The 14,610-nt window shown below is 57.2% G+C and carries 14 protein-coding genes; 11 read left to right on the top strand and 3 right to left on the bottom strand.

The annotated features are described in order from the left end of the window. Positions 1-14 precede the first annotated feature (14 nt). The 3 genes from ACTG20_RS01700 to ACTG20_RS01690 all read right to left on the bottom strand — a co-directional run bounded on the left by ACTG20_RS01700 (position 15) and on the right by ACTG20_RS01690 (position 4,648). On the bottom strand, positions 15-779 hold the full coding sequence (locus ACTG20_RS01700; protein WP_194495357.1) for an ATP-binding cassette domain-containing protein: 765 nt from the start codon (positions 777-779) through the stop codon (positions 15-17). Positions 780-825: 46 nt separating this feature from the next. Continuing rightward, positions 826-2,472, bottom strand: coding sequence for a multidrug ABC transporter permease/ATP-binding protein (locus tag ACTG20_RS01695; RefSeq protein WP_194495355.1), 1,647 nt, complete (start codon positions 2,470-2,472; stop codon positions 826-828). A 79-nt stretch (positions 2,473-2,551) separates the two neighbouring features. After that, positions 2,552-4,648: a TonB-dependent siderophore receptor gene (locus ACTG20_RS01690; protein ID WP_088868087.1), complete on the bottom strand. Its 2,097-nt coding sequence runs from the start codon at positions 4,646-4,648 to the stop codon at positions 2,552-2,554. Between the two features lie 396 nt (positions 4,649-5,044). Here ACTG20_RS01690 and mioC point away from each other — a divergent pair, with 396 nt between their 5' ends. The 11 genes from mioC (at position 5,045) to atpA (ending at position 14,596) form a co-directional block, all read left to right on the top strand. Then, positions 5,045-5,494 (top strand): FMN-binding protein MioC, encoded by a 450-nt coding sequence (mioC, locus tag ACTG20_RS01685; protein WP_194495353.1) that lies wholly within the window; start codon positions 5,045-5,047, stop codon positions 5,492-5,494. Between the two features lie 507 nt (positions 5,495-6,001). Then, entirely contained in the window at positions 6,002-7,891 is a 1,890-nt protein-coding gene (mnmG, locus tag ACTG20_RS01680) for a tRNA uridine-5-carboxymethylaminomethyl(34) synthesis enzyme MnmG (protein WP_005357220.1), read from the top strand. 21 nt (positions 7,892-7,912) lie between these two features. Next, on the top strand, positions 7,913-8,539 hold the full coding sequence (gene rsmG / locus ACTG20_RS01675; protein WP_005339331.1) for a 16S rRNA (guanine(527)-N(7))-methyltransferase RsmG: 627 nt from the start codon (positions 7,913-7,915) through the stop codon (positions 8,537-8,539). A gap of 26 nt (positions 8,540-8,565) precedes the next feature. Further along, positions 8,566-9,369 carry a ParA family protein gene (locus ACTG20_RS01670; protein ID WP_005357226.1) on the top strand — a complete coding sequence of 268 codons (804 nt, stop codon included), beginning with the start codon at positions 8,566-8,568 and terminating at the stop codon, positions 9,367-9,369. Continuing rightward, positions 9,366-10,274, top strand: a complete 909-nt coding sequence (locus tag ACTG20_RS01665) for a ParB/RepB/Spo0J family partition protein (RefSeq protein ID WP_194495351.1) — start codon at positions 9,366-9,368, stop codon at positions 10,272-10,274. The genes ACTG20_RS01670 and ACTG20_RS01665 overlap by 4 nt, the downstream gene beginning before the upstream one ends. Before the next feature lie 190 nt (positions 10,275-10,464). Next, positions 10,465-10,875 carry an ATP synthase subunit I gene (locus ACTG20_RS01660; protein ID WP_019445506.1) on the top strand — a complete coding sequence of 137 codons (411 nt, stop codon included), beginning with the start codon at positions 10,465-10,467 and terminating at the stop codon, positions 10,873-10,875. Between the two features lie 8 nt (positions 10,876-10,883). Then, positions 10,884-11,666, top strand: a complete 783-nt coding sequence (gene atpB / locus ACTG20_RS01655; RefSeq protein WP_005339335.1) for a F0F1 ATP synthase subunit A — start codon at positions 10,884-10,886, stop codon at positions 11,664-11,666. 58 nt (positions 11,667-11,724) lie between these two features. After that, entirely contained in the window at positions 11,725-11,967 is a 243-nt protein-coding gene (gene atpE / locus ACTG20_RS01650; RefSeq protein ID WP_005307205.1) for a F0F1 ATP synthase subunit C, read from the top strand. A gap of 54 nt (positions 11,968-12,021) precedes the next feature. After that, complete coding sequence (gene atpF / locus ACTG20_RS01645; RefSeq protein ID WP_005339336.1) at positions 12,022-12,492, top strand: F0F1 ATP synthase subunit B; 471 nt, start codon at positions 12,022-12,024, stop codon at positions 12,490-12,492. 13 nt (positions 12,493-12,505) lie between these two features. Further along, a complete protein-coding gene (atpH, locus tag ACTG20_RS01640) occupies positions 12,506-13,039 on the top strand; it encodes a F0F1 ATP synthase subunit delta (protein WP_005339341.1) in 534 nt (177 codons plus the stop codon). 15 nt (positions 13,040-13,054) lie between these two features. Continuing rightward, a complete protein-coding gene (atpA, locus tag ACTG20_RS01635; protein WP_005342352.1) occupies positions 13,055-14,596 on the top strand; it encodes a F0F1 ATP synthase subunit alpha in 1,542 nt (513 codons plus the stop codon). Positions 14,597-14,610: the final 14 nt, after the last annotated feature.

The raw sequence follows: 14,610 nt of genomic DNA, 5'->3' as shown, positions 1-14,610 counted from the left end.
AGAGAGCCCCCCTGTCAGACGATGGCGATGGGATGAGCATGAGCCGGGTGGCGAATGACTTCCATCGGAATGCCATAGATGGCGTGCAGAGTCTCGCTGGTCATGATCCCCTCAGGTTCGCCGTGGGTGAGCAGGCGGCCGGAGTGGAGTGCCACCAGCCGATCGCAGAAACGGGAGGCCATATTGATGTCGTGAATGACGATGATGACCCCGAGGTTGAGCTGACGGCTCAACTGCTTGACGAGCGTCAGCACCTCCACCTGATGGGCCACGTCCAGCGCGGCCAGCGGCTCGTCCAGCAGGATGAAGCTGCTCTCCTGGGCCAGCAGCATCGCCAGCCAGACCCGCCCCCGCTCACCGCCGGAGAGGGTATCCACCAGCCGATCGGCAAAGCGTTCGGTATGGGTAAGGGCGATGGCCCGATCGACCTGACGGTGATCCTCCGCCCCCATCCGGCCCAGCAGGCCACGCCAGGGGTAGCGGCCCATCTCCACCAGCTCCCGCCCGAGCAGATTCTCGGCGCTCGGCAGATGCTGGGGCAGATAGGCCACCTGACGGGCAAACTCCCGATTGCCCCAGTCGGGCAGCGGCTTGCCATCGAACAGGATCTCGCCATCACTCAAGGGTTGCTGGCGGGCCAGCAGCTTGAGCAGGGTCGATTTGCCCGACCCATTGTGGCCGATGAGGCCATAGACCTGTCCCTGCTCGAAACGCAGGTCGGTGGGGTGCAGCAGCGTGCGGTCATTGACAGTGAAGCTGGCTGATTTCATCTCGAACATAAGCAATTCCTGTGCTGGCTTGCCGCCAGTCTCATCGGTGCCAGCATCAAGCCGGCACCTCGCAATCCAGATGGGCGATCGCATCGCGGCTCACTTCGGCACGGCGCGCGCCGGTCAGTTCGGTGAGCTGGCCCTGACGCATCTCCAGCAGGCGATCGGCCAGCGGGAAGTAGTGATCGTCGTGACTGATGGCAATCACCGTCTTGCCCATCTCCTTGAGGCGCGGCAACAGCACCTGATAGAAGATGCGGCGGAACTGGGGATCCTGATCCGCGGCCCACTCGTCAAACAGCATCACCTCGCGCTGCTCGGCCAGCGCCAGCAGCAAGGCGACCCGCTTGCGCTGCCCCTGAGAGAGTTCGATATCGGCGATAAAGCCATCCTTGATGGTGAGCTTGCCGCCCATCTGCAACCGCTCCAGCCACTCGGCCACCAGTTCATCCTTGGGTTCCGGCCCCAGCAGGTGCTGAAACAGGTGATAGTCGGTGAAGATGGCGGAGAAGAGCGCCAGATAGCCGTTGCGATCGGTGATCGGCTCACCATCCAGCAGGATCCGGCCCGATACCGGCTGGTAAAGGCCGGTCAGCAGCATGGCCAGCGTCGACTTGCCGGAGCCATTGCCACCGATGATGAAGATCTGCTCCCCCTTTTCGATGACCAGATCGATGGGGCCGACGGCAAAGCCGCCCTCCCCCTGATAGTGAAAGCTCACCTGCTCCAACTCGATACGCTGCCAGAGGCGGATGGCGGGCGGCAGCGGGAAGTCCGCATCCGGCTCGGCCAGATTGAGGGCGGCGATCTTGTCGAACGCCACCTGAGCGGCAAGCAGGGTCGGCAGGGCGCCAATCCCCTGCAACAGCGGGGTGCGCAGGAACAGCAGGGTCAGGGCGAAGGTGGCGGCCACATTGGTGTTGGCCCAGCCAAGGCCGTTGGCCAGAAAGAAGACCAGACCGATGGCCCCCAGCATCATGATATTCGACCAGTTCACCGCGCTCAGGTGATAGGTGTCGGCGCGGATGATCTGCTGGCGGTAGTCACGGGCATTTTGCTCATAGAGCTGGTGATAGACAAAGTGAGCCCGCTCACGGTTGAGCGCCAGCTCCTTGCTGCCAGCGATGATGGCCTGATAGTTCTGATAGAGCCGATCTTCGGCCTGACGCATTTGGGAGAGATGGCGATAAACACGGTTCACCAACAGCCAGCCCACTACCATGGTGACGGTGACCCAGAGCGCGGTCACCCCGAGCAGGGCCGGAGATAGCCAGCCGAGGTAAAGGGCAGAACCCAGCGTGAGTACCAGCCCCTGCACCAGCTCCGGCAGGCGCACGAAGGCGATGGTGATCTGGCCGATATCGCTGGAGAGGGAGGCCAGCAGTGGACCTTGACCAATCTGGCGGATGCGGGCGACATCGGTATCCAGCAGTTGCTTGAGCAGACGGCCGCGCAACCGGTAGACAAAATGGTGACCGAGAGTGGTCAGGGCCAGCTGAGATCCGAGTGTGATCACCAGCAGCAGCACAATCAGGCCGACCAGCTGACCGAGGATCGGCAGCGGATCACCTATAGATTCGATAAGAGACTGATTGATAAAAGCAATGACGCCAATCCCGCTGACGGCACTGAGCAGACTGAGCAGGGTGATGGCGATAAAAGGCCAACGATATTGGCGATAAACCAGAGACAAGAGTTCCATAACGGACCGGTATTCCAGAGAGATCAGAACAACTGCGGGTGAAAAGAAGGGCGGGAATCCGGTTCCCGCCCGACTTCGATTACCAGCGGTAGTTGATGCTGCCCACTACGCTGCGCGGCTCACCGTAGTAGCAGTAGTAGTCACAACTGGCCACGTAGGTTTCACCCAGCAGGTTGTTGACGTTGAGCTGGGCGCGCCAGTTCTTGGCAAAGTCATACCCGATCATCGCATCCCAGACGGTATGGGCCGGCACCTCGGCAGAGCCGTAGATGGGGGTATAGTCCGCATTCACGGCGCCAATACCCACGCTGGAACCGATATAACGCACACCGGTCCCCAGCTCCAGACCCGAAGCCACCCCTTGCTGCACCTTGTAGTTGCCCCAGAAGGAGGCCTGGTGGCGAGGGATCAGGCTGGCACGGCGATCGCCACTGCCGGTGTCGTTGGTTTTGGCATCTGTGTAGGTATAAGCAGCGGTCAGACGCAGCGCATCTGTCACCTGCACGCTCCCTTCCAGCTCAATCCCCTGAGAGGTCACTTCACCCGCCTGGGTCTGCTGGCCGGAACCGGTAGAGACCAGCGAGTTGGTCTGGGCCAGATCGAACAGCGCCAGATTGATGTAACCGTCGAGGAAGGCAGGCGCATACTTCACGCCGGTCTCGTAGAGCTTGCCCTTGAGCGGCTTGTAGGAGTTTCGGGTGTTAGGATCGATCCCCGGCAGCACCTCGAACGACTCGGCATAGGCAAAGTAGGGAGAGAGGCCGTTGTCAGCCAGATACATCAGGCTGCCCGAGAGGGATAGCTCGTGATCGTACTGGCGCTCGTCCTTGCTGGTATTGGTGTTGTGGGTCTCCACATAGTCAAAACGGCCACCGGCAGTCAGCAACCAGCGATCGTCCCAGCGGATCTGGTGCTGGGCATAGAGGCCGCTCTGGCCCTTGCTGCTCTTCTGGTGAGTGGCGGTCGACTCGTCAAAACCGGGGAAGCCGCTGTAATCCGGGTTCATGGTATTGATGGAGCCCATACCGTAGTTGTCGGCCTCGACCCCTTCGTTGACGTGACGCTGCAGATCCACCCCCAGCAGCAAGGTCTGCTCGGTGCTGTCGGTGTTCCAGTAGCCCACCATCTGGTTATCCATGGTGGCACTCTTGGTATTGCCATCACGGTAAACCAGGCCACGACTGGCAGTTGTGCCTTCATAGGTCGGGAAGATATAGGTCTGGCGCAGCAGCAGATCGTTATAGTTGAAACGGACGTTCTGCTTGAACTCCCAGGTCTGGTTGAGCTGGTGGGCCAGCTCGTAACCGGTGGAGATCTGGGTATTGCGGTTGCGATCGTAATCCGGCTGGCTCAGGTTGGTGGAGGGATCAATCTGGCCACCTGACGTATTCAGGGTGCCATAGACCGGGAAGAAGCCGTTGGTCGGGACCCCTTCGTCGTGCAGAAAACTGGCCAGCAGGGTCAGGCTGGTACGATCCGAAAGATCGAAGGTGACGCTCGGCGCCAGATAAACCCGATCGTTGTAGGTGCCGGTAAGCACTCCATCACGCTCTTTATAAAGAGCAACCATGCGGTAGCGGCTGTTGTCGGAGAGCGCGTCAGAGACATCCACCCCGACCTGACGGTGATCCCGGCTGCCAAGCTGCAGATCTACCTGCCCTTGCGGCGTGGCGGTCGGTCGCTTGCTGATGGCATTGATCACCCCGCCCGGAGGCGCCTCACCGTAAAGGATCGAGGCTGGCCCCTTCAGCACTTCCACACTCTCCAGACCGAACGGTTCCGGCGTCCAGACGTAGTAGCCGGTGCCAAACAAGCGGTTGCCATCCAGATAAGAGGCGGCATCGAAGCCACGCACCTTGAACCAGTCGGTGTTGTTGTCTGAGCCATAGAGGCCGGTCAATACGCCGGAACGGTAGCGAATCGCTTCATCCAGCTGCAACACGGCGTGCTGATCCAGCTCCTCGCGATTAACCACTGAGACGGCGCGAGGGGTCTCGGCCATCGGCACTTCCACCTTCATGGCCGTACCGGTCACCACCATGGTTTCGCTGGCTTTGGGCAGCTCAGCGGTGGTTTGTTCGGCCATCAGCGGCAGGGAGACGAGCAAACCGGAGAGCGAAAGCACGCCGAAGGCGCCCTTCTTGCCGGGTCCTGTAGTGTATTTTTGCGCAATCATATTAAAGTCTCGTTTATCAATGAGTTATGTTGTTTTAATTGTTATTTGTGGTCGTTTGTCACGACATCACCCTGTTCCATGGGCGAATAAAGCAGCGCAATCCTACTACAGGAGCCGTGATCGAATCGATTCAATAATTGCTAATCATTTGCATCTACATTGTTATCTAGCTGCATCGTTGGCAGGATTTCGCGGGAGATGGGAGCCATCAGGAGAGCTATGAGCGGATAAGAAAATGGAGAGGAATATAAAGAAGCAGAAAAAAGATCGGCAGGATGGATCCGGTGACATTATCTGACTGGATCCATTATCCCCAAGCTTTATCCATATTTATCCACACCCTTTGGCGGTAGAATCCGGCTTTCCGTTTCTTTGTCTGAAATCAGGATCCATTCCATGGCCAAACTCAATCTCGTCGTCGGCTCCATGCTGGGCGCCGCCGAATATGTCGCAGACCACGTCGCCAACCTGCTGGAACAGGCTGGCCACCAGAGCCGGATCCACAACCCGGCCAAGCTGGCAGAGGTGCTGGATGATGCGGGATCCATCCTGCTGGTGGTCACTTCCACCCATGGTGCCGGGGATGTGCCCGACAACCTGCAACCCTTCGCCAAGGATCTTGCCGAGCAGCATCCGGATCTTAATTCATTGAAATATGGCGTGATCGCCCTTGGTGACAGCAGTTATGACACCTTTTGCCAGGGTGGCAAGACGCTGGATCGGCTGCTGGCCGAGTGCGGAGCCAGCCGGATCGGCGAGCGGCTCGACATTGATGTGACCCAACACGAGATCCCCGAAGATGCCGCAGAAGTGTGGATCCGCGACTGGATGACGATGATCGCCTGATCAGCGTGCGGGAGATCCTGAAAAAAGCTTGATCTCCCCACTTATCCCCAGATCGACTATCCACCATGTTATTAACAGATTGATCCGGGGGAGTTGTTCTACAAGGTTACCCACAACGCCCAGGGGTAATGTGCATAACTACGGTGTAAAGCTCTGCAAAACCTATAGTTATCCATGTATTAGATCCAGACCGACAGACCTCTGTGTATAAAAGTCCTGGTTATCCCCTCGTTCACCGGGCCAGGATCCAAGCTTTTCCACAAGCTAGGATCGTCCTTAAATTAATGATCTTTATGATCAAAAAGTGCTTATCAACAGAAAGGGCGGATCCTAATAAGAGATCCAGTAAAAGATCGATCTAAAGATCCTTAAGATCTAATTAGTGGATCCTCCCTTCATACTGAACGTTAAGTAGACGTTCCCCTCAGGACGCGAAACAGATAGAATGTTCCGCCCTTTAGCCCAGGCAAATAAAGATCTTCAGGCGTGCAGATCAAGGTGATCCCAATGCAATACCATGAACAATTTGATGTGATCGTCGTCGGTGGCGGTCATGCCGGAACCGAAGCAGCAACAGCGGCAGCCCGCATGGGCATGAACACCCTGTTGCTGACCCACAATATCGATACGCTGGGACACATGTCCTGTAATCCGGCGATCGGCGGGATCGGCAAGGGACACCTGGTCAGGGAAGTTGACGCACTCGGCGGGATCATGGCGCGTGCCATCGATCTTGGCGGGATCCAGTTCCGCACCCTCAACTCCTCCAAGGGCCCGGCGGTGCGAGCCACTCGTGCCCAGGCGGATCGCCTGCTCTACAAGGCCGTCGTTCGCCAGATGCTGGAGAATTACCCGAACCTGAAGATCTTCCAGCAGGCCTGTGACGATCTGATCATGGACGGGGATCGTGTTGCCGGTGTGGTCACCCAGAGCGGGATCCGCATCAGCGGCAAGACTGTGGTGCTGACGGTCGGTACCTTCCTGAATGGTTTGATCCATATCGGGATGGAGAACTACAAGGGCGGCCGTGCCGGGGATCCTCCCTCGATCGCCCTGGCCCAGCGCCTGCGTGAACTGCCGCTGCGCATCGATCGCCTCAAGACCGGCACCCCGCCGCGCATCGATGCTCGCAGCGTCGATTTCTCCGTCATGCAGGAACAGCACGGCGACGATCCGCGTCCGGTCTTCTCGTTTATCGGCAATGCCAGTCAGCATCCCCGTCAGGTGCCTTGCTACGTCACCCACACCAACGAGCGTACCCACGAGGTGATCCGCAATAACCTGGATCGCAGCCCCATGTACGCCGGGGTGATCGAAGGAATTGGCCCGCGCTACTGCCCGTCGATCGAAGACAAGATCACCCGTTTCGCCGACAAGACGGCGCACCAGATCTTCGTCGAGCCGGAAGGCCTGACCACCCACGAACTCTATCCGAACGGGATCTCCACCAGCCTGCCGTTTGACGTGCAGGTGCAGATCGTCCGTTCCGTGCGCGGCTTCGAGAACGCCCACATCACCCGCCCCGGCTATGCCATCGAATATGATTTCTTCGATCCGCGGGATCTCAAGGCCAACATGGAGAGTAAGTGCATTCCAAACCTGTTCTTCGCCGGCCAGATCAACGGCACGACCGGTTACGAAGAGGCGGCGGCACAAGGCCTGATGGCCGGTCTGAACGCGGCCTTGCGTGCCCAGGACAAGGATCCCTGGAACCCGCGTCGGGATCAGGCCTATATGGGCGTGATGATGGACGATCTCTCCACCCTGGGGACCCGCGAGCCTTATCGCATGTTCACCAGCCGCGCCGAATATCGCCTGCTGCTGCGGGAAGATAACGCTGATATCCGCCTGACTGCCATCGGTCGCGAACTAGGTCTGGTGGATGACGAGCGCTGGAGCAAGTTCAACGCCAAGATGGAACAGGTCGAGCTGGAGCGTCAGCGCATGCGTTCAACCTGGATCCACCCGCAACATCCGTCACTGGAAGCGGTCAACGCCCTGGTCAATACCCCGCTGACCCGCGAGCAGAGTCTGGAAGAGCTGCTGCGTCGCCCCGAGGTGACCTACGATGCGCTGATGGCCATCGAAGGGGTCGGCCCTTCCGTGACCGATCCTGCCGCGGCCGAACAGGTTGAGATCCAGATCAAGTACGCCGGTTACATCGAGCGTCAGCACGATGAAGTGGAAAAACAGCTGCGCAACGAGAACACCCTGCTGCCGCTGGATCTGGACTATCGCGAGGTTAACGGCCTCTCCAACGAGGTGAAAGCCAAGCTGAACGATGCCAAGCCGCAGACCATTGGTCAGGCTTCCCGCATCTCCGGCATCACCCCGGCGGCCATCTCCATCCTGCTGGTTCACCTGAAAAAACACGGCCTGCTGCGTAAAACCGCCTGAGGATTCTTACCGTTGGAAAATATGCTGGAAAGATTGAACGGCCTGCTCAAGCAGGCCGAAATTGTTATCACCGATACCCAAAAGAGCCAACTGGTGCAGTTGGTCGAGTTGCTGCACAAGTGGAACAAGGCTTACAATCTCACCTCGGTGCGAGATCCGGACGCCATGCTGGTCAAGCATATCCTCGATAGCCTGGTGGTAAGCCCCCACTTGCACGGTGAGCGCTTCATCGATGTGGGGACAGGTCCCGGCCTGCCGGGATTGCCGCTGGCCATCATCAATCCGGACAAGCAGTTCGTCCTGCTCGACAGTCTGGGCAAGCGGATCAACTTCATCCGCCAGGTGATCCAGGAGCTGGGTCTGACCAATGTGACGCCGGTCAAATCCCGGGTTGAAGAGTATCAACCCGAGGTGGGGTTTGATGGTGTACTGAGTCGGGCATTTGCCTCGCTGGAGGATATGCTGAGCTGGTGTCACCACCTGCCATCAGAACAGGGTTGCTTCCTGGCACTCAAGGGACAATATCCCGAGCAGGAGCTGGCCCAGTTGCCTGCCAATATCCGTCTGGTAGCCTGTCATGAGTTGCGGGTGCCGGAGCTGGAAGGTGAACGTCATCTGCTGGAATTCAAACATATCCAGCCCGAATAGGGTCGCAGTTTCATTTAGGGGATCGTGTGGGAAAAGTCATCGCCATAGCCAACCAGAAGGGTGGAGTGGGTAAAACCACCACCTGTGTGAATCTGGCCGCCTCCATGGCTGCCACCCGGCGCAAGGTGCTGGTGATCGATCTGGATCCGCAGGGCAATGCCACCATGGGCAGTGGTGTCGACAAGTATGATGTCGAGCGCACCGCCTATGAGCTGCTGATCGAGGATGCCCCCATCAGCGAAGTGATCATCCCCGAAACCACCGGGGGCTATCACCTGATTGCCGCCAACGCCGACGTGACCGCGGCCGAAATCCGTCTGATGGAATTTTTCGCCCGCGAAATCCGCCTGCGCAATGCGCTGGCTTCGGTGCGGGACAAATACGACTACGTCTTCATCGACTGCCCGCCCTCTCTCAACATGCTGACCGTGAACGCCATGGCCGCCGCCGACTCCGTGCTGGTGCCCATGCAGTGCGAATATTACGCGCTGGAGGGGCTCACTGCCCTGGTCGACACCATCAGCAAGCTGGCCGCCGTGGTCAATCCGGAGCTCAAGATCGAAGGGGTGCTGCGCACCATGTTCGATCACCGCAACCGGCTGGCCAATGATGTGTCCGATCAGCTAAAACAGCACTTTGGCGACAAAGTCTACCGCACCATCATTCCCCGCAACGTTAGACTGGCTGAGGCCCCGAGTTTCGGTGCCCCGGCCATGCACTATGACAAATCATCGGTGGGCGCCAAGGCCTACCTGGCACTGGCTGGCGAGATCCTGCGCCGCCAGGAGCAGGAACGTCAGGCGACCATCGCAGACCGAGAGAGCATATGACTCCGAAAAAACGTGGACTGGGCAAGGGGCTGGATGCCCTGCTCAGTACCAGCACGGCTGCCCGCCAGAAACAGGTGATGAGCGATCAACGTACTGAAGAGGCCATGGCCCCCACCAATCAGGGCGAGCTGCGCAAGCTGCCGGTGGAGTGGTTGCAGTCCGGCAAGTACCAGCCCCGCAAGGACATGTCCCAGGATGCACTGGAAGAGCTTGCCAACTCCATCCGCGCTCAGGGGGTGATCCAGCCCATCGTGGTACGCCCTCTCGGCGAACAATCCTTCGAAATCATTGCCGGTGAGCGGCGCTGGCGCGCGTCCCAGCTGGCGCGGCTTGAGGTGGTGCCCTGCATCGTCAAGGATGTACCCGACGAGGCTGCCGTCGCCATCGCGCTGATTGAGAATATTCAGCGGGAAGACCTTAATGCCATCGAAGAGGCGGTCGCTCTACAAAGACTGCTGACCGAATTTGAACTCACCCACCAGCAGGTGGCCGAGGCGGTGGGCAAGTCCCGCACCACGGTGACCAACCTGTTGCGTCTCAACCAGCTCAACGACGACGTGAAGCGTTTCGTCGAGCATGGCGACCTCGACATGGGCCATGCCCGTGCCCTGCTGGCTCTGAGCGGCCAGGCCCAGTCTGAACTGGCCAAGCTGGTTGCCCAGAAAGGGCTGACCGTACGCGATACCGAGAAGCTGGTGCAAAAAGCGCTCGAACCGGCAAAAGCCAGGGTCGAACCGGTTCGTGATCCGCAGATCGGCTACCTGGAGCGCCAACTGGCAGAAAAAATTGGCAATCAGGTGCAACTTCAGCCTGGCAAGCGGGATAGCGGGAAGTTAGTAATAAGTTACGAGAATTTGTCCGATTTGGACCGTATATTGGGCTATTTTGGCGTGTCGGAATCGTGATTTTTACGCTTTTTGTAGTAATAAAACATCCATTCCTTTTGATATGACCATAACCCTGATTTGCCGCGGAAAGCCGCAAAAATTAAGGATTTTTGTCATATTGCAATAGCTGCCCTCAAGGGTATAATTTGACCGGCTTTAAGAGCTGTTAACATGGGGTCTTCGGATCCCGATTTTTTACAGTTCTGTAATGTTCAGGGGTAGGTTGGTGAAGCAGAAAATAGCCTTGGAAGGTTTGACACTGGCCTTGGTTATGCTCGTTTGTCAGCTCATCCTGATCCTGGCGATGAGTGCCGTCTGGTTTTACCTGACTGGTGCCAGCGCCGGTTATTCCGCCCTCTACGGAGGGGGGATGTACTGGGTTCCTCAAGCCTTGTTTACGGTCTGGGTGCTGCGCCGCAAGGTGACAACCGAGAGTGTGGGCCTGGTTTTGCGGGACTTTTATGGTGGGGCAGGGATTAAGCTCATTTCTACAACAGGTCTATTCGCCCTGATGTTTGGTGCGGGAGTCGAGGTCGTTACCGTCTCGTTTTTCGCCACTTATATCCTCGCCCTCGTTGTACAGTGGATGGTTTCATTCACGCTTAACAACCACTATTAGGAAAACTCATGTCTGCAACCGGAGAAGTCCTGACTCCTCAGGGATATATCTCCCACCACCTGACCCACCTTCAAGTCGGGTCCGGGTTCTGGACGGTCAATATCGACTCAATGGTATTTTCCGTCGTGCTAGGCGCCCTGTTTATCCTGCTGTTCCGCAAAGTAGCCGTTAACGCTACCAGCGGGGTGCCGGGTAAGCTGCAGTGCTTTGTGGAGATGCTGGTCGAGTTTGTGAATGGTAACGTCAAAGACATCTTTCACGGTCGCAACAAGGTCATCGCACCTTTGGGGCTGACGGTGTTTGTGTGGATCTTCCTGATGAACTTCATGGATCTGATCCCCGTTGACTTTATCCCTCACGCTGCACAATTGATGGGTATTCCCTATCTGCGTGTGGTTCCCTCTGCTGACGTTAACATCACCATGTCCATGGCTTTGGGCGTGTTCTTCTTGATCCTGTATTACAGCATCAAGGTCAAGGGTATCGGCGGGTTTGTGAAGGAGCTGACGCTTCAGCCTTTCAACCACCCGGCGGCCATCCCGGTTAACCTCATCCTGGAAACTGTTACGCTGATTTCCAAACCTGTTTCTCTGGGTCTTCGACTGTTCGGCAACATGTATGCTGGCGAACTGATCTTTATCCTGATTGCTGGTTTGTTACCCTGGTGGTCACAGTGGATCCTGTCCGTGCCTTGGGCAATTTTCCACATCCTGATCATCACTTTGCAGGCATTCATTTTCATGGTTCTGACCATCGTCTATCTGTCGATGGCGCAGGAAGACCATGGTTGATGCAACTCAAATAATCCTTTTTATACAATCAATTACATCTAAATAACTGGAGATCCTCATGGAAAACTTGAACATGGACCTGCTGTACATCGCTGCTGCAATGATGATGGGTCTGGCTGCTATCGGCGCTTCCATCGGTATCGGTATCCTGGGTGGCAAGTTCCTGGAAGGTGCTGCTCGTCAACCGGATCTGATCCCTGTTCTGCGTACCCAGTTCTTCATCGTAATGGGTCTGGTGGATGCGATCCCGATGATCGCCGTTGGTCTGGGTCTGTACGTGATGTTTGCGGTTGCTGGCTAAGTCGTTACGACTCTCCAGGCATAACCCATTAACTAACTTAAGAGGACATCGGCTGTGAATATCAATGCCACCCTCCTCGGCCAAGCAATTGCTTTTTTCTTCTTCGTAGTGTTTTGCATGAAGTACGTATGGCCGCCGCTGATTGCTGCCATCGAAGCCCGTCAGAAAGCTATTGCTGACGGTCTCTCTTCTGCCGAACGTGCCAAGAAAGATCTGGATTTGGCCAAGGCCAACGCCACCGATCAGCTGAAAGAAGCCAAGCTGCAGGCTGCTGAAATCATTGAACAGGCTAACAAACGTAAAGCCCAGATCATTGATGAAGCTGCCGCTGGTGCCCAGTCTGAGCGGGAAAAAATCCTGGCTCAGGGCCGTGCCGAGATCGAAGCTGAACGTCATCGTGCCAAAGAAGAACTGCGTAAGCAGGTTGCTGCTCTTGCCATTGCTGGTGCAGAGAAGATCCTGGCGCGTCAAATCGACCAGGCTGCCAACAGCGACATCGTCGACAAACTGGTAGCAGAACTGTAACGGGAACGGGGCTATGTCTGAACTGACTACAATCGCTCGCCCCTACGCCAAGGCTGCTTTCGAGTTTGCCGTTGAGCACAAGGCGGTTGACCAGTGGCTGGGTATGCTCGGTTTCGCTGCGCAAGTAGTGGAAAACGAGACCATGCACAACCTGGTAAACGGCTCTGTGGCCGCCGAAGAGCTGGCAACGCTGTTTGTCGGTGTCTGCGGTGAGCAACTCGACGTGCATGGCCAGAACCTGATCCGGGTGATGGCCGAGAATGGTCGCTTGGGTGTGCTGCCGGCGGTCGTTGCTGAATTTGTAGCGTTCAAAGCTGAACTGGATAAAGAGGTTCAGGCTGACGTGATTTCGGCGATCGAACTGACCGACCAGCAGAAAGCCAATATTCAGGCTTCTCTGGAACAACGTCTCGCGCGCAAAGTGAAGCTGAATTGCAGCATCGATGCGTCCTTGATGGCCGGGGTGCTCATCAAGGCCGGTGATCTGGTAATCGACGGCACAGTCCGCGGTAAGCTGGATCGCATGGCTGACGCGCTGCAATCTTGATTGGGGTATTAGAGCATGCAACTGAATTCCACTGAAATCGCCGAGCTGATCAAGCAGCGCATTGCGCAGTTTGATGTAAAGAGCGAAGCGCGTAACGAAGGTACAATCGTCTCTGTGAGCGACGGTATCATTCGTATTCACGGCCTGGCTGATGCCATGCAGGGTGAGATGATCGAGCTGCCGGGCAACCGCTACGCTCTGGCATTGAACCTGGAGCGTGACTCCGTCGGTGCGGTGATTATGGGTTCCTATGACGGTCTGTCAGAAGGAATGAAAGTAAAAGGTACTGGCCGTATTCTGGAAGTGCCGGTAGGTCGTGGTCTGTTGGGCCGGGTGTTGAACACCCTGGGTCAGCCGATCGACGGTAAAGGTCCGATCGACAACGACGGCTTCTCGCCGATCGAAGTGATCGCACCGGGCGTTATCGAGCGTAAGTCTGTTGACCAGCCGGTCCAGACCGGTCTGAAAGCCATCGATGCCATGATCCCTATCGGTCGTGGCCAGCGTGAGCTGATCATCGGTGACCGTCAGGTTGGTAAGACCGCCATCGCGATCGACACCATCATCAACCAGAAAGATTCCGGCATTAAGTGTGTCTACGTTGCGATTGGCCAGAAGGCCTCCACCATCGCCAACGTGGTGCGCAAGCTGGAAGAGCACGGCGCCCTGGCCAACACCATCGTGGTGGTTGCCTCTGCCTCCGAAGCGGCTGCCTTGCAGTACCTGGCTCCGTATGCCGGTTGCTCCATGGGTGAGTACTTCCGTGACCGCGGTGAAGACGCGCTGATCATCTATGATGACCTGTCCAAACAGGCCGTAGCTTATCGCCAGATCTCCCTGCTGCTGCGCCGTCCGCCAGGACGTGAAGCTTACCCGGGTGACGTTTTCTATCTGCACTCCCGTCTGCTGGAGCGTGCTGCTCGCGTTAACGCCGAGTACGTAGAGAAGTTCACCAAGGGTGAAGTGAAAGGCAAAACCGGTTCTTTGACCGCACTGCCAATCATCGAAACCCAGGCGGGTGACGTATCTGCGTTCGTTCCGACCAACGTGATCTCCATCACCGATGGTCAGATCTTCCTGACTTCACAGCTGTTCAACTCCGGTATTCGTCCGGCGGTTGACCCGGGTATCTCTGTATCCCGTGTAGGTGGCGCTGCTCAGACCAAGATCGTCAAGAAGCTGTCCGGTGGTATCCGTACCGCGCTGGCCCAGTATCGCGAACTGGCGGCATTCGCCCAGTTCTCTTCCGATCTGGACGAGGCGACTCGCAAGCAGCTGGATCACGGTGTGAAAGTGACCGAGCTGATGAAGCAGAAGCAGTACTCTCCGCTGAGCGTGGCTCACCAGTCTCTGGTGCTGTTCGCCGCCGAGAAAGGCTATCTCTCCGATGTCGAGCTGAACAAGATCGTCGACTTCGAAGCCGCTCTGCTCTCTTACGCCAATACCCAGCATGCCGAGCTGATGGCTGAAATCAATGCCAAAGCCGACTACAACGACGCGATCGTTGGCAAGCTGACTGCGTTGCTGGATGACTTCAAGGCAACCCAGACCTGGTAAGCGTGTGTGGCAGC

The sequence above is a fragment of the Aeromonas sp. 84A genome (assembly GCF_051919345.1).
Lineage (GTDB): Bacteria > Pseudomonadota > Gammaproteobacteria > Enterobacterales > Aeromonadaceae > Aeromonas > Aeromonas veronii.
This window is presented reverse-complemented; position numbering and strand designations above follow the sequence as displayed.

Coding starts and splice junctions, on each gene's coding strand:
- ACTG20_RS01700 (WP_194495357.1), bottom strand. CDS start 779: ATGTTCGAGATGAAATCAGCCAGCTTCACTGTCAATGACCGCACGCTG.
- ACTG20_RS01695 (WP_194495355.1), bottom strand. CDS start 2,472: ATGGAACTCTTGTCTCTGGTTTATCGCCAATATCGTTGGCCTTTTATC.
- ACTG20_RS01690 (WP_088868087.1), bottom strand. CDS start 4,648: ATGATTGCGCAAAAATACACTACAGGACCCGGCAAGAAGGGCGCCTTC.
- mioC (WP_194495353.1), top strand. CDS start 5,045: ATGGCCAAACTCAATCTCGTCGTCGGCTCCATGCTGGGCGCCGCCGAA.
- mnmG (WP_005357220.1), top strand. CDS start 6,002: ATGCAATACCATGAACAATTTGATGTGATCGTCGTCGGTGGCGGTCAT.
- rsmG (WP_005339331.1), top strand. CDS start 7,913: ATGCTGGAAAGATTGAACGGCCTGCTCAAGCAGGCCGAAATTGTTATC.
- ACTG20_RS01665 (WP_194495351.1), top strand. CDS start 9,366: ATGACTCCGAAAAAACGTGGACTGGGCAAGGGGCTGGATGCCCTGCTC.
- ACTG20_RS01660 (WP_019445506.1), top strand. CDS start 10,465: ATGTTCAGGGGTAGGTTGGTGAAGCAGAAAATAGCCTTGGAAGGTTTG.
- atpB (WP_005339335.1), top strand. CDS start 10,884: ATGTCTGCAACCGGAGAAGTCCTGACTCCTCAGGGATATATCTCCCAC.
- atpE (WP_005307205.1), top strand. CDS start 11,725: ATGGAAAACTTGAACATGGACCTGCTGTACATCGCTGCTGCAATGATG.
- atpH (WP_005339341.1), top strand. CDS start 12,506: ATGTCTGAACTGACTACAATCGCTCGCCCCTACGCCAAGGCTGCTTTC.
- atpA (WP_005342352.1), top strand. CDS start 13,055: ATGCAACTGAATTCCACTGAAATCGCCGAGCTGATCAAGCAGCGCATT.